The 23,102-nt window shown below is 43.4% G+C and carries 24 protein-coding genes; 2 read left to right on the forward strand and 22 right to left on the reverse strand.

The genetic code is table 11. The features are described from left to right. Window positions 1–146 precede the first annotated feature (146 nt). A complete protein-coding gene (locus AC0L46_RS04270) occupies window positions 147–629 on the reverse strand; it encodes an FKBP-type peptidyl-prolyl cis-trans isomerase (RefSeq protein WP_414680305.1) in 483 nt (160 codons plus the stop codon). 412 nt (window positions 630–1,041) lie between these two features. Between AC0L46_RS04270 and AC0L46_RS04275 the strand changes: the two genes are divergently transcribed. Beyond that, a complete protein-coding gene (locus AC0L46_RS04275) occupies window positions 1,042–4,503 on the forward strand; it encodes a hybrid sensor histidine kinase/response regulator (protein ID WP_473506035.1) in 3,462 nt (1,153 codons plus the stop codon). A 10-nt stretch (window positions 4,504–4,513) separates the two neighbouring features. Here AC0L46_RS04275 and AC0L46_RS04280 read toward each other — a convergent pair whose 3' ends face one another. From AC0L46_RS04280 to AC0L46_RS04380, 21 genes are all read right to left on the reverse strand, one after another. Continuing rightward, complete coding sequence (locus AC0L46_RS04280) at window positions 4,514–5,143, reverse strand: TetR family transcriptional regulator C-terminal domain-containing protein (RefSeq protein ID WP_473506037.1); 630 nt, start codon at window positions 5,141–5,143, stop codon at window positions 4,514–4,516. Between the two features lie 57 nt (window positions 5,144–5,200). Beyond that, on the reverse strand, window positions 5,201–5,569 hold the full coding sequence (locus AC0L46_RS04285) for a DUF2750 domain-containing protein (RefSeq protein ID WP_414680308.1): 369 nt from the start codon (window positions 5,567–5,569) through the stop codon (window positions 5,201–5,203). Window positions 5,570–5,600: 31 nt separating this feature from the next. After that, window positions 5,601–6,290, reverse strand: coding sequence for a pseudouridine synthase (locus AC0L46_RS04290; RefSeq protein ID WP_473506039.1), 690 nt, complete (start codon window positions 6,288–6,290; stop codon window positions 5,601–5,603). Between the two features lie 26 nt (window positions 6,291–6,316). Then, window positions 6,317–6,853, reverse strand: a complete 537-nt coding sequence (locus AC0L46_RS04295; protein WP_347982890.1) for a GNAT family N-acetyltransferase — start codon at window positions 6,851–6,853, stop codon at window positions 6,317–6,319. A gap of 101 nt (window positions 6,854–6,954) precedes the next feature. Beyond that, window positions 6,955–7,620: a hexitol phosphatase HxpB gene (gene hxpB / locus AC0L46_RS04300; protein ID WP_473506041.1), complete on the reverse strand. Its 666-nt coding sequence runs from the start codon at window positions 7,618–7,620 to the stop codon at window positions 6,955–6,957. 240 nt (window positions 7,621–7,860) lie between these two features. Further along, entirely contained in the window at window positions 7,861–8,091 is a 231-nt protein-coding gene (locus AC0L46_RS04305) for a hypothetical protein (protein ID WP_473506043.1), read from the reverse strand. A 180-nt stretch (window positions 8,092–8,271) separates the two neighbouring features. Continuing rightward, a complete protein-coding gene (locus AC0L46_RS04310) occupies window positions 8,272–8,694 on the reverse strand; it encodes a hypothetical protein (RefSeq protein ID WP_473506045.1) in 423 nt (140 codons plus the stop codon). A 99-nt stretch (window positions 8,695–8,793) separates the two neighbouring features. Further along, the gene (locus tag AC0L46_RS04315; RefSeq protein ID WP_473506047.1) at window positions 8,794–9,252 is read right to left on the reverse strand and encodes a hypothetical protein; all 459 of its coding nucleotides are present in this window, start codon (window positions 9,250–9,252) and stop codon (window positions 8,794–8,796) included. 266 nt (window positions 9,253–9,518) lie between these two features. Continuing rightward, complete coding sequence (locus AC0L46_RS04320; protein WP_473506049.1) at window positions 9,519–10,139, reverse strand: YitT family protein; 621 nt, start codon at window positions 10,137–10,139, stop codon at window positions 9,519–9,521. 120 nt (window positions 10,140–10,259) lie between these two features. Then, window positions 10,260–10,526 (reverse strand): S24/S26 family peptidase, encoded by a 267-nt coding sequence (locus AC0L46_RS04325; protein WP_473506051.1) that lies wholly within the window; start codon window positions 10,524–10,526, stop codon window positions 10,260–10,262. Window positions 10,527–10,605: 79 nt separating this feature from the next. Further along, on the reverse strand, window positions 10,606–11,109 hold the full coding sequence (gene sodN / locus AC0L46_RS04330; protein ID WP_473506053.1) for a superoxide dismutase, Ni: 504 nt from the start codon (window positions 11,107–11,109) through the stop codon (window positions 10,606–10,608). A 3-nt stretch (window positions 11,110–11,112) separates the two neighbouring features. Then, window positions 11,113–11,319 (reverse strand): hypothetical protein, encoded by a 207-nt coding sequence (locus AC0L46_RS04335; protein WP_414680317.1) that lies wholly within the window; start codon window positions 11,317–11,319, stop codon window positions 11,113–11,115. 50 nt (window positions 11,320–11,369) lie between these two features. Continuing rightward, window positions 11,370–11,813 carry a tetratricopeptide repeat protein gene (locus AC0L46_RS04340; protein ID WP_317004722.1) on the reverse strand — a complete coding sequence of 148 codons (444 nt, stop codon included), beginning with the start codon at window positions 11,811–11,813 and terminating at the stop codon, window positions 11,370–11,372. Window positions 11,814–12,026: 213 nt separating this feature from the next. Beyond that, a complete protein-coding gene (gene cobO, locus AC0L46_RS04345) occupies window positions 12,027–12,668 on the reverse strand; it encodes a cob(I)yrinic acid a,c-diamide adenosyltransferase (RefSeq protein WP_473506055.1) in 642 nt (213 codons plus the stop codon). Beyond that, on the reverse strand, window positions 12,625–13,353 hold the full coding sequence (locus tag AC0L46_RS04350) for a trimeric intracellular cation channel family protein (protein ID WP_473506057.1): 729 nt from the start codon (window positions 13,351–13,353) through the stop codon (window positions 12,625–12,627). Before AC0L46_RS04350 ends, cobO begins: the two co-directional genes overlap by 44 nt. Further along, window positions 13,338–13,928, reverse strand: a complete 591-nt coding sequence (locus AC0L46_RS04355) for a histidine phosphatase family protein (RefSeq protein WP_473506059.1) — start codon at window positions 13,926–13,928, stop codon at window positions 13,338–13,340. The genes AC0L46_RS04350 and AC0L46_RS04355 overlap by 16 nt, the downstream gene beginning before the upstream one ends. Further along, window positions 13,925–14,710: an adenosylcobinamide-GDP ribazoletransferase gene (gene cobS / locus AC0L46_RS04360; protein ID WP_317004725.1), complete on the reverse strand. Its 786-nt coding sequence runs from the start codon at window positions 14,708–14,710 to the stop codon at window positions 13,925–13,927. Before cobS ends, AC0L46_RS04355 begins: the two co-directional genes overlap by 4 nt. 55 nt (window positions 14,711–14,765) lie before the next feature. Beyond that, on the reverse strand, window positions 14,766–15,827 hold the full coding sequence (gene cobT, locus AC0L46_RS04365) for a nicotinate-nucleotide--dimethylbenzimidazole phosphoribosyltransferase (RefSeq protein WP_473506061.1): 1,062 nt from the start codon (window positions 15,825–15,827) through the stop codon (window positions 14,766–14,768). Between the two features lie 9 nt (window positions 15,828–15,836). Then, window positions 15,837–16,604: a 23S rRNA (guanosine(2251)-2'-O)-methyltransferase RlmB gene (gene rlmB / locus AC0L46_RS04370; protein WP_473506063.1), complete on the reverse strand. Its 768-nt coding sequence runs from the start codon at window positions 16,602–16,604 to the stop codon at window positions 15,837–15,839. Between the two features lie 42 nt (window positions 16,605–16,646). Next, on the reverse strand, window positions 16,647–19,214 hold the full coding sequence (gene rnr, locus AC0L46_RS04375) for a ribonuclease R (protein WP_473506065.1): 2,568 nt from the start codon (window positions 19,212–19,214) through the stop codon (window positions 16,647–16,649). A gap of 381 nt (window positions 19,215–19,595) precedes the next feature. Continuing rightward, on the reverse strand, window positions 19,596–20,399 hold the full coding sequence (locus AC0L46_RS04380; RefSeq protein ID WP_414680324.1) for a pyruvate, water dikinase regulatory protein: 804 nt from the start codon (window positions 20,397–20,399) through the stop codon (window positions 19,596–19,598). A gap of 281 nt (window positions 20,400–20,680) precedes the next feature. On the opposite strand from AC0L46_RS04380, the gene ppsA reads away from it, so the two are divergent. Further along, on the forward strand, window positions 20,681–23,080 hold the full coding sequence (ppsA, locus tag AC0L46_RS04385; RefSeq protein WP_473506067.1) for a phosphoenolpyruvate synthase: 2,400 nt from the start codon (window positions 20,681–20,683) through the stop codon (window positions 23,078–23,080). Window positions 23,081–23,102 lie beyond the last annotated feature (22 nt).

A 23,102-nucleotide genomic window follows, 5' to 3' on the forward strand; every position in this document is an offset into this window, starting at 1 on the left:
ATCTTTTACAGTTTACATTAACAACACTAATATATAGACGTTACTTAATAACATATTAACATAAGTCAATAAAAAAGCAGCCCTCATAATATGAAGGCTGCTTTCTTTAAAAATTAAATAGTAAAAACTAACTTAGTAATTACATATTAGTGATGATGACCACCGTCACCATGAACATGACCATGCTCTAATTCTTCTGTAGAAGCTTCTCGAACATCAACAATTTCAACATCAAAGTTCAATGTTTTACCTGCCAATGGGTGATTTCCATCTAACATGATGCCGTCTTCTTCTACACCAATAACAGTAACAGGTTGCTCACCACCTGGCGTTTGCGCCATGAATTGCATACCCACTTGGATATCATCAACACCTTGGAAATTTTCTGCAGGAACCTTTTGAATCAATTCTTGATGCACTGCACCGTAGCCATCTTCTGGAGCCACTGATACAGCTAATTTTTCACCTGCTGCTTTACCTTGTAGTGCTTTATCCAAACCATCAATGATGTTTTGAGCGCCACTCAAAAATACTAAAGGATCTTGTCCAACTGAAGAGTCCAGCTCTTGGCCTTGCTCGTCAGTCAAGGTGTAGTGCATGCTAACAACAGTGTTTTCAGTAATTTGCATTGTATTCTCCTAATAAACAAAAACATAAATGATGAGGGAACGAGCGCTTGATACAAGCAAATCTTACATTTCAACAATAAGCGATACACCGCCACAACACGAACCCAAACGATAATTCATAAAGCTATGATAACGTCCCATACACTCAATAACTACCGTATAACCAGAAAGTTTGGTACGTTCGACGATTTTTAAAGGGGTGAAGTAATATAAAATTCAAATTTTCTGTCTAGTTAGACAAGAATATCAAACCCACCCTGAAATATGGCCTGCTTAATTACTTCCTATATTTGAGGATGATTAGGATTATCATCCCTTATTATTGCTCTCGACCTAAGTCGTAGAGGATTATAAGTTCCACTGTGTTACATTAAATTCTAAATAATAAAGACCATATTCAGGTAATTTATACATGACTGTTTTCTGGATTCTATTAGCCATTTTTTATGTTTTAGGCTTATTCTGGATTGCCATTTGGGGCGATAAAGAAAGCACTACAGCGAAGAAGCTCACTCGTCATCCTTTGGTCTACAGTTTATCTCTTGCGATATATTGTACCGCTTGGACTTTTTACGGCTCGATTGGAGAGGCCTCTCGCTCAGGCTGGAGCTACCTTCCCATTCTTTTAGGCCCTATTCTCTTATATTTGTTCGCCTTCCCTGTGCTCAGAAAAATGATCACAGTAAGCCGCAAACAGAATATTACCTCCATCGCAGATTTCATCTCTTCTCGATATGGCAAACGTCCCATCACCGCACCTTTAGTCATACTGATTAGTATGCTTGCGGTCATCCCTTACATTGCTTTGCAGCTCAAGGCGATTGGTTCCAATTTCGCGTTGTTTGTTAACCAAGATGAATCATCCACCAGCTTAGTGGTGCTAATTGCGACCATTTTGATTGGTGTCTTCGCCATGCTGTTTGGCACCAGAAAAGTAGAAGTTACAGAGTATCGTTCTGGAATGATGCTCGCCATTGGCGCAGAATCCCTCTTTAAACTGATCGCCATTGTGGCCGTTGGCCTTGTCGCCATCATCATGACGCAAGACTTTAAAGCGGATGAGTTTGGGCACAACCTGGACATGTCCGTCTGGTCATCTGAACAAATGCTGTCGTTCCCTTTTTTGATGCAAACATTCATGTCTGCTGCAGCGGTTATTTGTTTGCCACGCCAATTTCACGTCACCGTGGTGGATCATCAAACAAACAAACAATCCAATATGGCTCGCTGGCTATTCCCTTTATATTTGTTGATTTTTGCCGTCATCATTCCACCGATTGCTATTGCGGGTCAAAGTCTATTTTCGGCTGACATAAACCCAGACACTTATGTTATCCAATTCGCTTTGGCCTCAGACAATTTGCCTCTGCAAATGCTGATTTTCTTAGGTGGCATGTCTGCGACAACTGCCATGATCATTGTTGCTACCTTTGCCCTAAGCATCATGATCAGCAACGATGTCATCTTGCCAATCATGCTTGCGCGCGCCAGTTCACAGCAACAAGCTCTGCCTTTATATAGACGACGAATACTAACCATTCGACGATTAGCCATGACTGGCATATTGATGCTGTCTTTTCTGTACTATCAAAAAATGGCCAATAACGAATCCTTAGCCGGAACTGGCGTACTGGCCTTCTCTCTTGTACTGCAACTCATGCCAGCTGTGTTAGGCGGACTATATTGGAAACGAGCTCACGCTTACGGCGTTTATACAGGATTAACTCTAGGCTTTTTATGCTGGGTTCTGCTTATGATGCTGCCGTTAACTGGCTCAATCGATTGGGGTCTAGACAACGCTCAATCTCGCTCAGAATTGATTAGCTACGGCGCCTTCATCAGCTTATTGGCCAATATTTTTGGTTATGTTGTAGGCTCTTTGCTATCCAATGAAAGACTGATCGATCGAATCCAAGCCACGGCCTTTGTCAGCCCAACCACAGAACTCGAAAAAGGCTTTTTCAAACCCAAAAGCAAAGCAACCAATGGCGATTTCTTTGTCCTGTTAGAAACCTTTCTAGGCAAACAAAAAAGCCAACAAGTGTTGCTAAATTATGAGCGAGACTACAGCCAAAGTATTCCATCAAATGCCTCGCCAAACCGCTTATTTGTCGATTATTGTGAGCGCATTCTAGGGGGTGTTTTAGGTGGTTCCTCAGCTCGAACCATCATTAATTCCATCTTGGTTGATAAACAAATCAAAGTTGAAGAAATGGTGACTTATCTGGATGAAACCACTCAAGCCATTCAGTTCAGCCAGAACCTTTTGTTTGTTTCCATGGACAACCTAGACCAAGGCATCAGCGTGGTAGATAAAGACCTGCGCATCGTCGCATGGAACAAAACCTATTTATCCCTCTACCCTTACCCAGAAGGTATGTTGACCGTTGGCTTACCCGTTGAAGAGCTCATTCGCTACAATGCGATTCGCGGCGAATGTGGCGTGGGCGACATAGAAGAGCTTGTTAGCAAACGCCTAGATCACCTTAGAAAAGGCACCGGACACAGATTCTTACGCCGCAGAGCCAGCGGGCGAGTCATCGAAATGGTCGGTAATCCATTACCGGATGGCGGCTTTGTCACCAGTTTTACCGATGTCACCGAACACATCGAAAGCCAACAAGCCTTAAAAGAAGCCAATATTGATTTGGAAAAACGGGTTGAAGCGCGCACTGAGGAAGTTCAAGGCGTCAACAACGAACTCATGCAAGAAATCGAGCGCCGTAATCAGGCAGAAAAAGCGTTAATAAGCGCCAAAGCGGAAGCCGAACAAGCCAATGCGTCTAAAACAGAATTCCTAGCATTAGCAAGCCACGACATTTTACAACCGCTCAATGCCGCTAAACTTTACATGGGGATTTTACAATCCACTCAGCTTCCCGAAGACACAGGCCAAGTCGTCGCAAAACTGTTTGATTCCTTAGAATCTACCGAAGCTCTGATCTCCACCTTGCTCGAAATTGCACGATTAGACCAAGGCGCGATACAGCCAAAACTGATGGATTGCAGCCTACAAGATATTCTCACGCCAATTATTTCTGAATTTGATGTGATTGCAGAAAACAAAAACATACGACTCACCACTCACATTAGAGCTTTAAGAGTTCACACAGACCCAATTTACTTACGTCGAATCATTCAAAACTTCGTCTCAAACGCCGTCAAATACACAGAAAAAGGTCGTGTTTTAGTCGGCGTGAGACTGCGTAATAACTTCGCCTATTTGCAAGTTTGGGACACAGGCGTTGGCATTCCAGAAGCGGAACAACAAAAAGTCTTCGATGATTTCTATCGCTGGGAAAACACCCAAGAACCCGGCATGGGATTAGGGCTTGGGTTAGTGCGCCGCATGCAAAAACAACTCGGACTGGTCACACACATACACTCAACTCCGGGCAAAGGAAGCTGCTTCAGCATTGGTATACCGCTTGCTCAAAGCGATGTCATTGTCGAGCTCCCAATGAAGGAAGCAGCGAAAGAAGCAAAAGACAAAACCGCCCATTGCTATGTCTGGTGTATTGATGATGAGCAAAACAACCTAACAGCGATGAACACACTCTTAACACACTGGCAATGCGACTGTCGCACCTTCAATCGTTACGAGGAAGCGCTAGAAGCGAAAGGAGAAGCAGAGTTACTCTTGGTGGATTATCACTTAGATGACAACAAAGACGGTGTGTCGCTAATAAAAGCGCTTAGAGAACGCGCTCAAAAAGAGATTCCAGCAGTGCTGATTACCGCCCTACGCGACCCTGAATTGGTTGAAGAGTGCAAAAAGCTGAACATTACTTACATGGCAAAACCAGCAAAGCCCGCAAAATTACGGGCTTTGGTTCAGCATATTCACCAATTAAGAGAAAACGAAGAGCAATAAAAAAAACGGTCTATGATTTAGGCGGAAGACTAAGGCCACAACCGTCCAAAATAATACTGCTGATTGTATCGCCTACGCGAAGTAAGTCTTCCTCGGTTAAAGACTTCGCCCCATTTAACGCCAAAATTTGCGCTTCAAAGTCAGCATAATGTTGCGTGGTAGACCAAATCATATAGATCAAACTTGCAGGATCTCGTTGCTGCATTTTCCCTGCATCCATCCAACCTTGAAGCAAAGCAACCCGAGACATAAACCAAGGTCTCAGCTCTTCTTTCAAAAAGTCGCCAATATGATTAGCACCGCCAATCACTTCCATGGCGAATAAGCGTGACGCCACGCCTTTTTCAAAGCTCTGCTTCAATTTAACGCGAATAAAGCTGTCTAACACCTCAGCAGGATCGTCATCTAACGTGGCACGATCAAAAAGGTCATTCCACCCCATCAACGTCTGATCAAGCACGTGTTTATACAAATTGGCTTTAGACTGAAAATAATAAATGATGTTTGGCTTTGGCAAACCGGCGCGCTCTGCAATATGTTGCAAACTAGCGCCGTTATAACCTTTCAAACCAAATTCAATTTCTGCCGCGTCTAGAATTTTAACAAACACTTCTTCACGGTTATTTTGACGTTTACTCATGGGGAGTTAAGTCCTTATTTATTTCCCGAATACAATAATCAATCTTTCGACACTGGGTTACGCAAACAATTCTGTCAACTCAGCCGCGGTTGACAACTTACCTTCATCTTCAATATTCGGAAAAACAGCGACGGTAATATTATCCAGTGCCAAACTTGGTAACCATTCGCCTTTAAACGTATCAAGCGAGATAGAAACGGGTTCGCAATCGTCCCATTCATCAATCGCCCACTGGCTCGCAAATTCAGCATCTGGCCAAACCATAACACAATCGCCATCGTCTGTTTCAACCATCACAAAACCTTCTTCGTTGCTTAAGCTCCAAACAAGTTCTGTGGCTTTTGCTTGCTCCACAAAATACGCCAAACGCTCACTATCAGGGGAAACCAATAACTGAACACGTTCGTCCATTGATAACTCTTTCATTATAGAGACCTCTTTATCATTCACGCTAAGATCAAAAGTACGCGACTTCTGTTTCAGTTAATTGACGGAACTCGCCAGCTTGAAGATCGACATCCAAGGCTAACGAGCCAATTTGATCTCTGTGCAACAATTCCACTTTATTACCGACGGCAGCCAACATACGCTTCACCTGATGATATTTACCTTCTTGAATCGTCAGATAAATTTCGTTTTCACTGATTCGCTCAGCCACCGCAGGTAAGGTAGGAGAAGATTCACCGTTTAACAAAACGCCTTCTTCCAACTGTTTTAAATCATCATCACTGATTGGGTCAGCCAAGGTCATGCGATAACGCTTACCACAAGCATTTCGTGGTGATGTAATGCGGTGCAACCATTGTCCGTCTGTCGTCAGTAGCAACAAGCCCGTTGTATCTTTATCCAATCGCCCAACAATATTTAATGTCTGCCCTAAGTGAGAAGGCAATAAATCCAATACCACAGGATGATCAGGGTCTTGATTAGCGCACACGTAACCGGCTGGTTTATGAATCAAGTAATAACCTTCAGAAGGCCAAGCCAAAGGCATATCATCTAGGCAGATAACATCCCCTTCTTTTACGGTGTAATTCGCTTTTTTAATAACGTCACCGTTTACTGTAACACGGCCTTTTGATGCAGCAATTTTCGCTGCTTTTCGAGCCAATTCCGTTACATGGGATAAATAAAAATCAAGTCTCAAGGGTATCGCCTATCGCTATATTTAGGTTAAGAAAACACTTCGTGGGTGGTTTCAATTTCTTTATAAAAAAACGTCGAGTTATGCAGCATGCCATTCGCGCTGCGTGTATAGCCAGGCACTTCACCAAACGGAATATAGCCCATATTGACGTACATATCATGGGCGATATCGTCACTGCGAACTTCAAGAATAAGCAGCTGTCGTTGCATTGCCGCGGCGACACGTTCAACACCTTGCATCAAGGTACCACCCAAACCGTTTTCACGGGCTTGCGTATGAACCATGAGTTTTTCAACATCACAACGGTGTAAAGCATTGGCCTTCGGCGACATGGCAATTTGCACACTGCCAACGACTTTGTCATCTTCGCGAACCAACAAAACTTGGCGGGCATTTTCTTGTAGATCGTCATTCACAGACAACCAATAGGCTTTCGCTTCAGGCTCGCTCATTGGTGGTAAAAAGCCAATCGGAGCACCGGAATCCACAGCGTCACACAATAACTCGATAAGATCATCTAGGTAGGGATTAAGATTGTCTACTTTCAGTAACTCCAAACTCATTTCCTCAGTCTTTTGATTGGCGTAATCATACAGGAGAGGCGAAAACTTAGGAAACGGATCTTTAGTCACAAAGTTGTTTGTCGGCATTTATGCCGACAAAGCTACCCCGCTGCCACGCAACTACTTTGCAGTACATCAGAAAGCTCAGAGAGTTGTTTAAGCTTAATATCCGCAATGTCGTATTTTTTATCGGAGTATTCGACAACAGGAGGAACGACAACTGTTTTCATGTTTGCATTGATCGCTGCCATGATGCCAGAAACAGAGTCTTCAATTGCTATGCATGCTGAAGGTTCAACATTAAGCTTCTTAACGGTCGATAAATATACCGCAGGATCAGGTTTTCCCTGTATTTCATACTCGGAAGAAGAAACGGCATGAAAGTAATGAGCTACGTCGAGTTTTTCCAAAACGACAGGTATTAATCTAGCTGGTGCATTTGTCGCCAAACCTATTTTAAGCGCTTTGCTTTGACAAAAATCGAGCGCTGTTTTAACACCTTCCATTGCCCTGCCTTCGGTAGCAATAAGTGTTGCGACACGATCAACCACATCATTCTCAACCTGTTCTAAACTTCTTCCTGACCAAGGAAACACCTTATACCAAAACTCAGTCACTTCTCGTGTCGTCATCGCAGCCGTTTGACATGAAAGTTCGTCTGTCACGTCAACCCCAAGAGATGAAAAAACGAACCTCTCAGCCTCTTTCCACATAGGCTCTGAATCGATCAAAGTCCCATCCATATCAAATATTACGGCTTCTATCATATTGGGCTTACTTAACTTTCTCTATAAAACGGCAAAAGATGCATCTAGCAATCTAACAACAGATTTTTGATTTCAATAAACCATTTAGGCTGCATGTCATCGAAATCGGTTCGCACATTCGATTGTAAATAACTGGCTGAGTCCAAAACAAAATCTTGCCCATCGACACGTTTAAAAACCACCCAATGCCAAAAAGCTTTCCCTTCTTCGTAATGATATTTAATGGATAGGAGCGCAAGATCAGGCAGTTTTTCCCCATGCCTCAAATGGAACCTCAACAGACGAAGTCGACACCTCAAATTTAGCCAGCATGTTTCGTACATATTGTGTATCAGACCAGAGTGATTCGTCTTCTGCAAAAATCCCCATGTCATTAGCAATCGCCTTCATTTCAGAATAAGTCTTACCAAGTATATTGGCGACTGAGGCAATACCACATCCTGTTGTTTCTTCTTGAATGACCGCTTTCAATTCAGTTCTCTCTAAAATAATGACGAAGCTGTGGGGTTATGCAAGCTCCCAAACTTAGCCAAGAAACAGGCTAATTTCCGTAAAAGAATAATTCAAAAACATCAAATCTTCATCAAACAGAGTAAAGCAAAAATGACACATAATTATGAGTCGGCCTTAAACATCTTTTTACTCTCCTGTTTAAATATTGATGCTTTCTAACTTCTTATTTAGTACTTTCATAGCTAGTTGTTTTGAGATGTCCATTACTGCAGATAAACCTTCATTTTTGAATTTTTCTTGAATAACTTCGAGTACTTTCGGTTCATTTAAAGACTGTAAAAATTCAATACCTGCAGTAGTCAAACGAATTGGTTTGCTATTAACCATAAAATGCATTGGGTTTTGAGAACTAGGGACCAAACCACTTTCTTTGAGATCATATATCGAACTTGTATTGGTAGAAATAAACCCATTTTCCACGATCAAATGCCAATGAAAAACAAACTGTTTTGAATGCTCCTCAAGATGTTTTTTAAACAAGTCACCAGACTTAATATAAGGCGATTGCCCTTGCTTTATTTCTTCTAGCAGTTTCTTTATGTATGCATAATCAATATCCAAAACTTCCTCCTTAGACAGTTAAAAATTACATTAACAGTACTTTGAAATAGAGCTAAAAGCGCAATATGGTGAGTATTTCAACATCTGCAATGGTTATTCTTACTCCGGTTCCCAACCTAGAATCTCATAAAACTGGAAAACAAAATGCTCTTGTTGCTCTCCAAAGGGGCATATCTTTTTCGGGTACTCACCCAGAAAACGAACGAACTCATAATATAAATCAACAACCCAACTATCCTTACCAAATTCATACGCAAATGAAGTCATTTTTTCACCATACATTTCCTTTTGAAAATGATATACGGCGTTTCTGGCTCGCTTTAGCAATAAGACCCCATCTTGATTTTTTTGAAGTATCCGATCAATTTCTACATCCTGAAGTTTTAGTTGTTGCCAACCCTCGATTACCACATACATTGAGGCAAAAAACTGAAACGATAATGCCACGGACTTCGATGGTATGTGTTTCTCAGAACAAATCCATTGGTCACCATTCAGCTGTGCCCAGTAGACATACTGCCCCCAAGAAGCAACTTTTTTAAATTCATCCCAATTCATAGAAAGACATAATTATTTAGTAGTGCACATATGCACATTGCTGCTTTCATTCACAGCCTACTATTTATGCTGTGAATACGATTACTTATTGATACTAAGGTGATTTTTTCTTTTCTTCTAGTGCAAATGAGCGAAAGGGAGTTTTTTAAAATGCGGATAGGTACAAAGCATTTGAATGGAGCTGATAGTCTTTGTCGGGCTAAAGCCCAGACCTACAAACAAAAAAGCGACTCAAGTGAGTCGCTTTTAAAGATCCGTTGGAATGTTTACACGTTGCCCATGTAACGTCCCGGTTTATGGTTAACCGCAATGATCATATTCAGCGCGATAGCGCCAACAATGGAGATAGCGATTAAAGTGTAATCAACGACAAAAATAGATAACAGAACAATACAGCAGTCGACCACCATCTGGAATTTCCCCATTGAAACGCCGTATTTCTCAGAGACATAACGAGCAAGAATATTGATGCCACCCAAGCTCGCGTTATGGCGGAACAACATCAAAAAGCCAACGCCAATTAAAGAACCGCCAACAATACTGGCATAAATTGGGTTAACACTTTCAAAGGAAATCATCATGGCGGTTAAATCGGAAAATGCCGATAAGCAAAACACAGCAAAGAATGTTTTCAGCGTGAATTCCCAACCAAAGTGAATAATAGCCAGTGCGTAGAAAGGTAGGTTAATAAGGAAAAACGCCTGACCAAAACTAATCGTTGTGGAATATTGAATTAGAAAGGCCAAACCTGCCGATCCACCAGAGAGCAAACCCGTTTGGATAAAAAGGTTTACACCTAACGAAATAATTAATGTCCCAAGGATCATAGCTTGGGCATCTTCAAGGCGAGTATGTTTTTGTGATTTCTTTGCGTCTACTGTCGACATAGATATCTCTTTGGCTTAAATAAAGGATGGGGGGTTGTGATGGCGTGGATTCTAGAGAAAAACCACGCCAGACCAATATCCGACCAAAAAGCATTTTTTCGTTGTTTCTTTAAAAGTGTCTTATTTTCTATACACTTTCGATGAGCAGATACAGAAGATGACTTTGCCAATAACCCGTCGAGCCGACACCCAGCCAATTCGTTCTGATTGCATACTTTTATCATTCTCACCACCTAACCAAAGCTGGCCATCTGGTGCAATGTGTAGGACTTTTTTGACGATAAAGCCATAAAGCGCATGGTCGACCACCACAAGGTGACCGACCTTAAGCTTTTTGTACCAACGACTGGTAAAAACAAAATCACCATCCTGTAATCTAGGAGACATACTATCTCCTTGTACTTTGATTAGGTTCAGCATTTTGCCTCCTTTCTTATCAGTGTCATTTGTTTGAACTAATCACAACCTAATCTTTCAGATCAGGGTAAACCACTGTTAATAATGGTGGATAAGGGCAAGTCGCACGGTATGTCGCTACGCCTTTCGTTAACCAGAAAGCATCGGCAAATTGGTTAACAAGTTCAACCAGCTTTTCACCTTCTTCACGGTCAATGCCTTGCTTACATTTTGAAGCTTGCAACATGATAGAGTGGGTTAAGTCATGAATAGTTGGCACTTGCTCAAATTGTGGCGCTTTAAAATAATCGCCCCAAATGATTCGCACGGCTTCTTTTACTTCGGTGCAAGCCGCTTCTTTTTCAGTTACTAGACGAGAAATCTGTGCGAAACCTGCAACATCAAGCGGGCCTTTATCTTCCACTTCTTTGATCAAGTCCAATAGACGCACACAGCTTAATGCTGCTAGTTGCGCTGTGAATGGGTCGTACATTTTACAAGGAATATCACAATGAGCTTGCGCGGTTTTAAAACCAATTACCTTGTCTAGTGCCTTAACAAAACTGTGCATCATAACTTAGTCCTCTTTGTTCGAGCCTTTACGGCGTGTATGTTGTTGAAAAGCGACAACAGCACCAAGAATGACACTACCAACGGCTAAAATAGTCACTAAGTGGATAAATCCACTCATCCAATGGGAGTGATCATGGCCTGGATGAGCTTGCGCAATCTGGCTAACTGCAAGGCAGAAAGTAACAAATAAGCTAGTAACAATAGATTTCATATAAGTATCCTTATGAGTTTTACGAAATGGGTTAAACCGAATTTAATTCGTTAGTGTTGAACCATACCTTTTGCACTGGAAACAGCATGAGACAAGGCTCGCATGAGTGTTTTGCTTTGTGCTGAAACACTTTTTCCGTGGCTCTGAGCAAACAACTCCCACTCAAAACGAATGTGTGTTGCTGTTCTCATAATCAGGTGTCTTTGCTCATCGTCCATATCTGGACGCACCATGATGGCTTGTAAAAAATTAACGGCGTTTTCAAACTGTGTATTCGCTGAAATGAAGTCACCTAACGCGGTATAAGATTCAGCAATATTCAAGAAGCTCACGGCAGCGGCCGCAACTGCAGACTCTGCATCACGATGGAAGTCATCATCAAAACTCTTCTCCGCTTGCATCAATGCCTCTCGATTTAACTCAACGGCATCAGAAAAAGCATGATTTGAATAAGCTCGATTTGCTTGCCTTGTTAAACGCTCCCAGTTCTGCATAACGTTCTCCTCGAATATGATGAATATCACTCTTTGAAACCTAATGAGAATCATTATTATATAAAGGGGAGAAAAAATCCACTTATTTGAGAATAAATCTCATTAAAATCTAGATATAAAAAAAGCAACACAGAAACAAAAATGGCCGCAGTAATGCGACCATAATGTAGAAGGAGTGGGCGTTATGAGAAACAGATTAAAAGACGGTGAGTATTACCATTCGATACCGACTTGAGCTTTCACACCATTAGCAAAAGCATGACGCTCATTGCCAATTTTACTGTGTGTGTCAACGCTGTCTAACAATACTCTAGGTGCTGTACGACCCGTCATCATGACATTCTGATGTTTAGGGCGAGCCGCTAAAGCCGCCACTAAATCATCTTCATTCAGATAACCATATTTGTACATGTAGGTTATTTCATCTAACAAAATGAAATGAATACTTGGGTCAGACAACATTGTCTTCGCTAAATCCCAAGCTTGCTCTGCGGCTTCTTTTTCCAATTCTGGATTACGAGTTTCCCAAGTAAAACCGTGCCCCATAACGTGAAAATCCACCAAAGGATGTTCGCCAAAAAACAACTGCTCGCCTGTTGCTTTTCGACCTTTGATAAACTGAATCACACCACACTTTTGCCCATGACCCAAAGCACGCGCCATAGTGCCAAAACCACTTGAGCTTTTGCCTTTGCCATTTCCTGTCAGCAAAATCGTCACGCCACGTTCTTCCGTCGCGGCAGCAATACGCTGATCCACAACGGCCTTTTTCTTTAACAAACGGGCTTCATTTTTATCCAAAGCGTCTTGATCAGTGTTTGAGATTGTTGTTTTCGTTATCTGTTCTTTGCTCATGATGTATCTCTTTTTTATAGAGTAACCAACTTGGGTAATACAAATCTTTATGTATAGCGAATACCCTCAGTATAAAGATTAAAGACACCGCGTAAATGGAGTTAAATTCATGTGAAGGTATGTTTTTTTGAAGTAGGATAAACAAAAAAGCACCCAAGAAAGCCGGTGTTGCATAAAACTCTCGCCCTAAAACCAAAGGCGGACGATGGCTTAAAACATCACGAATGATACCACCAGCAACACCAGTGATGATTCCCATGGTAATGGCAATCGGCGCAGCAAAACCAAGCATTAACACCTTTTCTGTTGCCACCACTGTAAAGAGAGCAAGACCAAAAGAATCCGCATAGTGAAAGACTTTTTGACGGTCATTCATAAAGCGCACACCAAAAAAGGCCAAAACAGAAGACGCAAACGCGACCCATAAATACGAGGTATCCGCGACCCAATAAACAGTCTCGACAGATAAAATCGTGTCTCGAATGGTTCCACCGCCAAGCGATGCCACCATCCCAAGAAATACCACACTGATAATATCCATGTCTTTTTTACCAGACGAAATAACGCCCGTGATTGCAAAAGCAGCAATACCAAACATACCCAAAAGATATAGCAACATTATGTAATTTGTCTCAATAAAACCAAAGATAACTTGGCGAACGCCAAACCTTACGCTGTCACCCAATCACCAGCGCCAAGACGCTTTAAGGTGACATAATCCCCTTGCACCATAAATTCCGTCAGGCTAGTAAAGCCAACATCAATACGGTGAGATTGAGCAAGAGGCCACTGGCACAATAAGCTCACTAACACCTTAATCACACCGGAATGAGCGACTAATACGCAGTTTTGCATTGGCTGGTCTTTGATCGACAACCACCAACGCCAAACGCGATCAGCAACAACTTGAAGCGACTCGCCATTATAAGGCGCGCCGTTAACAATATCTTCCATCCAAGTGTCTATTTCTTGTTTGGAAATATCTTGCCAGCAACGCCCTTCCCAATCACCAAAGTCCAACTCTTTCAGAGCAGACACTGGTTGAGAATGGCCGCCACTAACATAGTCCGCCAATTGAGCCGCTCGACTCAATGGACTGTGATAGCAAGCATTTGAAGTATCTGAGAAATCCAATGAAAGGGATTTTACTAAAGCATTTGCGCCGTCTTCCCAACCTGCAGCTAATGGCACATCCATATCGCCATAACACAGACCTTTTTCTACATCTGGCTTTGGGTGACGGATTAAAAACAGTTTCACGAATAAGATGCCAGCAAACAAATAATGACCAAAATCTCACCAATCTGCTCACTTGCTCCTAAGGTGTCACCGTTAAAACCTTCTATTTTCTTCTGCAAATACATGCGCAAGAGAACCACCACACCCACAGTTATGAGCAGCGTAATAAGCAGAGCGACCACATTGAACGCCAACAAACCAATCACCAAGCAAGGTGCTAAGGCAATCGCCCAATGAATCGGGCTGAGTTTCGCAATCATTCCAGACGCTTTACTCTTGCCCAGCGTCACATAATCCAAGGTACTCATTAGCATTAACGGCATAATCCGCGCTAAAACATGCACGATGCACCAAGCACTTAAGGTATAAATAAAGCCTAAGAAGGATTCAGGAATAACGTCCAGAAGCTCGCTCAACAGCAACCATTTAATCGTCAGAGAGAACCAAATAGATAAAGCAGCGTAACTGCCAATCCGTGAGTCTTTCATAATGGTCAGACGTTTTTCTTTGTCCCAACCGCCAATCAAGCCATCACAAGCATCCATCAGTCCATCTTCATGAAATCCGCCTGTCAGCAACACGGCAGTCAGCAGCATTAAAATGGCTTGCAAAGAAGAAGACCAATCAAACCAAAGCGGCCAAGCACTGATCAAAGCCACAACGATACCAATCCATGGTAAAAAGCACACAGGTGAAATGTGCTTTATATCATCACTCCAATCCACTTTAAGAGGGATTCGAGTATAAGTAACAAGGCTTCGTTTAAAGCCTTGCCAATAAGGATCTAACATGGTGATTTTCATCTTATACTTTCTCAGATTGATCTATCAGAGTCTGGGGAAACAATACGCCAATAGGCTATTTTGAATCGCTCACGCCAGCACTTTCAAAACTCGCCATTTTATTCAAAAACACACAAGCACTCTGAATCAAAGGGTAAGCCAAGATAGCACCAGAACCTTCACCTAAGCGTAAGTTCAAGGACAATATAGGCAAAGCATCAAAATGCTCAAGCAAAGAACGGTGAGCCTGTTCGTTCGACTGATGGGCAAAAACGGCGAAATAACGCACATTCGGCGCAACCTTTTGAGCGAACAATAAAGCAACCGTACAAATAAAACCGTCAACAACAAAGGCCGTTTGACGCTCAGCTGAACGCAACATAGCGCCCGCCATCGCCAATATTTCAAAGCCGCCAACTTGTTCCGCTAACGTTTGCGCGCTCCAGTCCGCCATAGACTGACCCGTCGCTTGCTCTGCGCGTTTCAAAGATTGCTCAATAATAGAAGCTTTATGAGACACACCCGCTGAATCTAAACCTGTTCCGCGTCCAGTACTTTGCGCAGCACTCATGCCGACCAAAGCCGCCATCATGCAAGACGATACACAAGTATTGCCGATGCCCATCTCGCCAAACATTAGCAAGTTCACGCCGTCATCAAGCGCAAGATCCGCTTCGTCTACACCCGCTTGAATCGCCTGAGCTGCTTCTTCCAATGTCATCGCCGCTTCTTGGCTGAAGTCTTTGGAAGCCATAGCAACTTTGCGCGCACCCAATAAAGGATGTTCGTCTAACTTGGCGTTAACACCCACATCGACAACACGCAAAGGCACATTATGTTGATCACAAAATACGCTAACCGCAGCGCCGCCCATTAAGAAGTTCATCACCATTTGAGGCGTCACTTCTTGAGGAAACAAACTAATGCCTTGTGCGACAACACCGTGGTCTGCCGCAAAGACAATCATTTTTGCTTTGGAAACATCTGGCGTTAGGCTGTTCTGAATTTTACCTAATTGAAAAGCCAGATTTTCCAATTCACCTAACGCACCTAACGGTTTGGTTTTAGTATCGATTTTTTGTTGTAACTCAACTTCAATAGAAGACGAAGGTGATTGAATCGTAAAACTTGGAAACACGAAAACTCCTTATCCTTGTGCTTTCACAGCACGTTGACGCACTACTTCATAAAGACAAACGCCCGTTGCAACAGAAACGTTCAGGCTTGAAACAACACCCGCCATTGGCAACTTAACAAGATAATCGCATTGCTCTCTGGTTAAACGACGCATACCTTCGCCTTCTGCTCCCATTACGATCGCAGTGCCAATGGTGAAATCTTGTTCATAAACCGTTTGCGTTGCCTCACCCGCCGTGCCAAAAATCCAAACACCTTGGTCTTGGAGCTTTTTCATGGTGCGAGCCAAGTTTGTGACAGAGAAAACAGGCATGCTTTCCGCTGCACCGCAGGCAACTTTGCTTACTGTCGCATTCAATGGCGCGGAATTGTCTTTTGGCATAACAACCGCATGAGCGCCTGCTGCATCGGCGCTTCGTAAACAAGCACCTAAATTATGCGGATCAGTAACGCCGTCTAGAATAATAATCAGAGGATTTTCTTCTAAGCCCGCAACCAAGGTATGCAAATCTGCCTCGTTACCGGCTTTGGTCATTGTGGTAAAAGCCACAACACCTTGGTGTACAACGCGGTCTTTATTCTTAGTGAACAACTGGTCGATATCACGACGGGGAACAATGCTGTAACGCACTTTATTAGTTTTACAAAGCTGTACCAAACGCTGATTTTTCTTATCGTCTCGGCCTTCTTGAAAACGTACTTCTTTCACGCGCTCAGGTTGTTGAGTCAACGCATTTTCCACGGCATGAATACCGTATATCCATTCTAAATCTGACATTATTTACTCTATTCTTTTATGTGTCGTACTTCGAGTTTCTACTCAATCTTTCGCTTTAGGCTTAGCGTTGCTCTTTTTTGGCTTTTTCGGCTTCTTCGGTTTTTTCGCCGCAGAAGCAGAAGGTTTACTAGCCGAAGCAGCAGATGCCGATTTCTTCTGGCGGATACGCTTACCTTTAGAAACAGGAGGGCGACGCTTTTTCTTCGCTTTTCCGCTCGACTCTTTAGAATCTTTACCCGATTCAGCCTTCGCATCAGCACCTTTTACAGAGCTTTTCGGCTTAGAGCGACCGCCTAATTCGATAGGAGGCAATTGAGCCAATTGCATTTCAAGCTCGGTTTGATCGTTACGCTCAACCTTCTTACGAGCTCTTGGCGCTGTGTCGTCTAAGCTCAAATCAATTTTACGCTGCTCCAAATTCACACTCGAAACACGCACTTTCAACGAATCACCAAGACGGAAAACACGTCCTGTACGCTCACCGACAATCGCTTGATGTTCAATATCATGAACAAAGTAATCTTGCCCAAGACCGGAAATATGCACCAAACCATCAACGAATAAACCTTGTAGCTCAACAAACAAACCGAACGAAGTCACCGCCGTCACAACACCATCAAAAGGTTCGCCAAGATGTTGTTCAACGTACTGACATTTCAACCATGCTTCCACATCGCGAGTCGCTTCATCAGCACGACGCTCTGTCACGGAACAAGAATCACCAAAGCCGTCCATATCCGCATGTTCGTAGCCATATATTTTACGTTTTTTAAGCTCTGGACTGCCTTTTACGCGATGAACCTGACGCACAACAGGACGACCTTCACCACGAATCAAATAACGAATCGCACGATGCACTAACAAATCAGGATAACGACGAATAGGCGAAGTAAAGTGTGTGTAGGCTTCATAATTCAAGCCAAAGTGCCCCATGTTATCTGCTTGATAAACGGCCTGAGACATAGAACGAAGCATCATAGTTTGAATACTACGAGCATCAGGACGATCTTTAATCGTTTCGGACAACATAGCGTAATCGGCTGGTGTCGGCTTAGCACCACCAGTTAATTCCAAGCCAAGCAAACCAAGATAAGTACGCAAGGTTAACAAGCGATCATCTTTTGGCCCTTCGTGAACTCGGAATAACGCAGGCAAATCAGACTTAATCAAAAGCTCCGCCGTTGCTACGTTGGCACACAGCATACATTCTTCAATCAGCTTATGAGCGTCATTGCGTTCTACTGGAACAATGTGTTCGATCTTAGAGTTTTCATCAAACACCATGCGAGTTTCGACAGTGTCGAACTCCATTGCACCACGTTCATCACGAGCGCCTTTTAATGTGTGATATAAACCATTTAAGTCATCGATGTGAGAAACAATCGACTTGTAGCGCTCGCGCAATTCTAAACCTTGTTCTTCTGGTTCAGCAGCGATCATTTTAGCGACTTTAGAATAGGTCAAACGAGCGTGTGAACGGATCAAACCTTCATAGAATTTGAAGCCGCGCATCTTGCCTCTGGAAGTCAAAGAGATTTCCGCAACCATCGCCAAACGGTCAACGTCTGGGTTCAATGAACACAAGCCGTTCGACAAGACTTCTGGCAACATTGGAATAACGCGTCCAGGAAAGTAAACAGAGTTACCACGAACAATCGCTTCTTCATCCAATGGCGAATCTTTTTTCACATAATGCGAAACATCAGCAATGGCAACAAACAGCTTCCAACCACCTGGTGTTTTTTCACAATACACTGCATCGTCAAAATCACGCGCGTCTTCGCCATCAATCGTGACAAATGGCGTATCGCGTAAATCCACTCGATTCGCTTTGTCTTCTTCTGCCACTTCCGCAACAAAGTTTTTAATCTGCTTTTCAACCGCCGCTGGCCACTCATTCGGAATTTCGTAGCGGTGCATAGCGACTTCGATCTCAACGCCAGGCGCCATAAAGTCGCCTAAGATCTTTTTCACAAGGCCTTGAGCAGGTTTACCACGCTCTGCATAAGAGACAATCTCAGCTAAAACATACTGGCCGTGAGTTGGTGCCAAACCAGAATCTGTGGTGATTTGAATGTCTTGGGCGATGCGTGGATTTTCTGGTGTAACAAAAGCCGTACCGCTTTCCAAATAGTAACGACCAACCATTTGAGTGTGTTTACGTTCTAACACCTCAACCACAACACCATCTAAACGACCTTTTACGCTACGACCAGAAAGGCGCACTTTTACCTTGTCACCGTCCATCACATTTTGCATTTGACGGGCAGACAAGAAAATATCGTCGTCACTTGGACGCAATAAGAAACCGTGGCCTTCTTTGTTTCCTTGCACGTAACCTTCGATCAGCTCACTTTCTAAAAGCGGCTTATATTCGTCGTTACGATTGCTGGTTAACTGGTTATCACGACACATGGCGATCAAGCGGCGGCGAAGAGCTTCTATTTCGTCTTCACCGGTAAGCGCGAACTTTTCGCATAGATCAAGGTGACCAATGCTTGTATTTTGGCTGGCTAAAAACTCTAGAATGAATTCGCGGCTTGGTACTGGGTTATCGTACTTAGACGCTTCTCGTTGCATGTGTGGGTCGTTAATTTTTTTATTACTCAATGTATAGTTATCCTTGGTTTCTCGATAAGACGTCTCTCTTTTATACAATTCAAATATGAACATCTTATTATTTAGAACATCTGCCTCGTTTGGTGATCTCTTGCCCCAAACCTCTGACACGTTCAATTAGTCAATATTATAGAGCATTCTGATTAAATACTCTCCAAGTTAGCAAAGCACTTAGCCTTATCTTCATCTTTTATGATGAGTTATTTCGTAATTACACAACAAAAAGATGGATTTGCTCGATATTTCAGGCTTTTTTGACCTGACGCCTTAACTTCTTGTCTTGGTAAATTGACTTTTACACAAGTCTTTTGCGGTATTTTTCACCCAAAACAGGCCATTAATCGAATTATTCGATAGATCAGCCATTCATAATTACTGCCTGTGACGCACTAAATTCATCTCCGCCATGACTTTGGTGGAAATTTCCTCCACAGAAAGCTTAGTCGAGTTTAAAAATGGAATCCGTTCTTGCCGATAAATAGATTCCACCTCATCCACTTCATAACGACATTGTCGAGCGGAAGCGTATTTGCTAGACGCCATTCTTCCCGTACGGATTTCATGTAAGCGTTGGGCATCGATCGTCAAACCAAACAGTTTTTTCTTGTGCTCTTTTAAAACTTTAGGCAACCCAGAAGAAGAAAAGTCATCTTCAGTGATCGGATAGTTCGCCGCCTTAATTCCATACTGCATCGCCAAATACAAACTGGTTGGCGTTTTCCCAGAGCGAGATACGCCAAGCAGAATAATATCGGCTTCTTGGAAGTTCTTAACAGAAACGCCGTCATCGTTTGCTAAAGCATAATTAATAGCGTCGATACGACCATCATAAACGCCCTCTTTCATGCCGTGAGCTTTCTGCGCCGCTGGCTGTGCTTTTACACCCAACGCCTGCTCGATGGGCGATAACAAATCACCGAACAAGTTGTAGCAATGACAGTTGCAAGATTGAATAATCTCACGAATTCCCACATCAGAAATAGTATAAAAAACCAACAAAGCCAAACCTTGCTCAACTTCCAAATCTATCTGTTGCTTTAAACCATTTGCCTGATCTTTTGTCACCAAAAATGGCACGCTTTGGGTTTCCACAGCCACATCAAAAAACGACAACATCGCTGAGCCAAACACTTCGGCGGTAATCGCTGTCCCGTCTGAAACAAAATACACTTTCATCCGTCTTCACCTGTTTTGTTGTTATCTAACGACATTTATTTTTTCGATTGAAATAAAACTACATCGAATAATCGATTTTATTCAAAGCAACGCCTCTACATACAATGACCCCAGACACAGCGTTTTGACAAGCACCAAGATTGCTAGAGAAACACTACCAACCTCTAGGAATAAACGCTGATATCTCGTTGGCAACCCGCCAAAAATATAGAAGGTATCGCTCAGCCTAGCCAATATTAGGGTGATGCAACCTTCTCTCATAAAAATAATAGGAGTTTCTTGTGAGCAAATTTGTGAAGTGGTTCAAAGATCTTCGTTTAGAAGATGTCGGTGAAGTTGGCGGCAAAAACGCCTCTTTGGGAGAAATGATTTCTAATCTGACAGACCTTGGCATTCAAGTGCCTAACGGTTTCGCGACCACTTCCTACGCATATCAAAGCTTCTTAGAAGAAAGCGGCTTAAACGATAAAATCCACGATGCACTTAATGCTCTCGATGTGGACGATGTTCAAGCACTTGCCAAAACAGGCGAGCAAATCCGAGCATGGATTGAAGAAGCCCATTTTTCTAAAGAATTCGACCAAGAAATTGAAGCCGCCTTCGCCCTATTGTGTGATGACAACGCCAGCGACACATCCTTCGCGGTACGCTCATCTGCGACGGCAGAAGATTTACCAGACGCTTCCTTTGCAGGCCAACAAGAAACCTACTTAAACGTCGTTGGTTTGGCTGACATTAAAGCATCCATCAAGCGTGTGTTTGCGTCTTTGTTTAATGATCGTGCGATTTCATACCGTGTTCACCAAGGCTTTGAACACCAAGGCGTCTCATTGTCTGCTGGCATTCAAAAAATGGTACGCAGTGACATTGGTGCATCCGGCGTTTTATTTACTCTAGACACAGAATCAGGTTTTGATGAAGTGGTCTTTATTACGGCCGCTTACGGCTTGGGCGAAATGGTCGTGCAAGGCACGGTAAACCCAGACGAATACTATGTTCACAAGCCAACCCTTGCAGCGAATCGCCCGTCGGTTGTGCGCAAAAGCCTTGGCAGTAAAGCTCAAAAAATGGAATACGCCGAAGCTGGCAGCGATGACGAATTTGTCAAAATCGTTCCCGTTGCATTGGATGACCAAAACCGCTTCGCCCTTACCAACGACGAGATCCAAGATCTTGCTCGACAAGCTTGCATCATCGAAGACCATTACAAACGCCCGATGGACATTGAGTGGGCGAAAGATGGTATCGATGGAAAAATTTACATCGTTCAAGCACGACCAGAAACCGTACGCAGCCAAGGTAATGCCCAAAGCATGGAGCGCTACAACCTGAAAAAGACTTCTCAAGTGCTGATGACTGGTCGAGCCATTGGTCACAAAATCGGTACAGGTGAAGTGAAAGTTCTGTCTTCGATTGCAGAGATGGATCGCATCCAACCGGGCGATATATTGGTCACTGACATTACCGATCCAGATTGGGAACCCATCATGAAACGTGCGTCTGCGATTGTCACCAATCGTGGTGGGCGAACCTGTCACGCGGCCATCATTGCCCGTGAACTTGGTATTCCAGCTGTGGTTGGCTGTGGCGATGCCACTGAGGTTTTAAAAGACGGACAAAAAGTCACCGTATCTTGTGCTCAAGGCGACATGGGCTTTGTTTACCAAGGTGAATTGCCATTCGATGTCATTACATCGGAAGTGGGCAACATGCCAGAACTGCCAGTCAAAATCATGATGAACGTAGGCAACCCGAATCGCGCCTTCGATTTCGCCATGCTACCGAACGCAGGCATTGGCTTGGCTCGCTTGGAGTTCATCATCAACCGCATGATCGGCATTCACCCGAAAGCATTGCTCAACTACGCAGACATGGCGCCAGCACTCAAAGAAGAAATTGATCACAGAATCGCTGGCTACACAGGTCCAGTCGAATTCTACGTCGATAAGCTTGTTGAAGGCGTTGCCACACTGGCTTGCTCTTTCTCGCAAAAGCCTGTGATCGTGCGCTTATCCGACTTTAAATCGAACGAATACCACAACCTTGTTGGCGGCCCTTTGTTCGAGCCAGACGAAGAAAACCCAATGCTTGGTTTCCGAGGTGCGGCTCGTTACATCGACGACTCCTTCCGTGATTGCTTCGCCCTAGAGTGTGAAGCCATTCGCCGAGTCCGAAACGAAATGGGCTTAACCAACGTACAAATCATGATTCCATTTGTACGTACGCTAGAAGAAGCAAAACAGGTAACTGAGCTACTTGCAGAACAAGGCTTGGCTCGTGGCGAGAATGGCTTGAAAGTCATCATGATGTGCGAGCTGCCTTCGAATGCATTATTGGCGGATGAGTTCCTTCAATACTTCGATGGCTTCTCAATCGGCTCAAATGACTTAACCCAATTAACCCTCGGACTTGACCGCGATTCAGGCTTAATCGCAGACAAATTCGACGAACGAAATCCAGCAGTGAAAAAGCTGCTAACGATGGCGATACAAGCCTGCCGCAAACAAGGCAAATACGTGGGAATCTGTGGGCAAGGCCCATCTGACCACGCCGATTTCGCAGATTGGCTTGTGGCTCAGGGCATTGAGAGCATGTCTCTTAACCCTGACACCGTTGTCGAAACCTGGCTGCATCTTGATGAAGTATTGAAATCGACTTCATTAGATCAGAATGCTGTGTAGCAACAGCGCGTGGCTTCCTTAG

Source organism: Marinomonas sp. 15G6-16 (genome assembly GCF_055809555.1).

What these genes read in the sequence shown, in the direction of transcription:
- AC0L46_RS04380 (WP_414680324.1), bottom strand. Translation starts at nt 20,399, where the DNA reads ATGAAAGTGTATTTTGTTTCAGACGGGACAGCGATTACCGCCGAAGTG.
- AC0L46_RS04315 (WP_473506047.1), bottom strand. Translation starts at nt 9,252, where the DNA reads ATGAATTGGGATGAATTTAAAAAAGTTGCTTCTTGGGGGCAGTATGTC.
- cobS (WP_317004725.1), bottom strand. Translation starts at nt 14,710, where the DNA reads ATGAAAATCACCATGTTAGATCCTTATTGGCAAGGCTTTAAACGAAGC.
- hxpB (WP_473506041.1), bottom strand. Translation starts at nt 7,620, where the DNA reads ATGATAGAAGCCGTAATATTTGATATGGATGGGACTTTGATCGATTCA.
- AC0L46_RS04270 (WP_414680305.1), bottom strand. Translation starts at nt 629, where the DNA reads ATGCAAATTACTGAAAACACTGTTGTTAGCATGCACTACACCTTGACT.
- AC0L46_RS04335 (WP_414680317.1), bottom strand. Translation starts at nt 11,319, where the DNA reads ATGAAATCTATTGTTACTAGCTTATTTGTTACTTTCTGCCTTGCAGTT.
- AC0L46_RS04325 (WP_473506051.1), bottom strand. Translation starts at nt 10,526, where the DNA reads ATGTCTCCTAGATTACAGGATGGTGATTTTGTTTTTACCAGTCGTTGG.
- AC0L46_RS04320 (WP_473506049.1), bottom strand. Translation starts at nt 10,139, where the DNA reads ATGTCGACAGTAGACGCAAAGAAATCACAAAAACATACTCGCCTTGAA.
- sodN (WP_473506053.1), bottom strand. Translation starts at nt 11,109, where the DNA reads ATGATGCACAGTTTTGTTAAGGCACTAGACAAGGTAATTGGTTTTAAA.
- AC0L46_RS04275 (WP_473506035.1), top strand. Translation starts at nt 1,042, where the DNA reads ATGACTGTTTTCTGGATTCTATTAGCCATTTTTTATGTTTTAGGCTTA.
- cobO (WP_473506055.1), bottom strand. Translation starts at nt 12,668, where the DNA reads ATGAGCAAAGAACAGATAACGAAAACAACAATCTCAAACACTGATCAA.
- AC0L46_RS04295 (WP_347982890.1), bottom strand. Translation starts at nt 6,853, where the DNA reads ATGAGTTTGGAGTTACTGAAAGTAGACAATCTTAATCCCTACCTAGAT.
- AC0L46_RS04280 (WP_473506037.1), bottom strand. Translation starts at nt 5,143, where the DNA reads ATGAGTAAACGTCAAAATAACCGTGAAGAAGTGTTTGTTAAAATTCTA.
- rlmB (WP_473506063.1), bottom strand. Translation starts at nt 16,604, where the DNA reads ATGTCAGATTTAGAATGGATATACGGTATTCATGCCGTGGAAAATGCG.
- AC0L46_RS04285 (WP_414680308.1), bottom strand. Translation starts at nt 5,569, where the DNA reads ATGAAAGAGTTATCAATGGACGAACGTGTTCAGTTATTGGTTTCCCCT.
- AC0L46_RS04340 (WP_317004722.1), bottom strand. Translation starts at nt 11,813, where the DNA reads ATGCAGAACTGGGAGCGTTTAACAAGGCAAGCAAATCGAGCTTATTCA.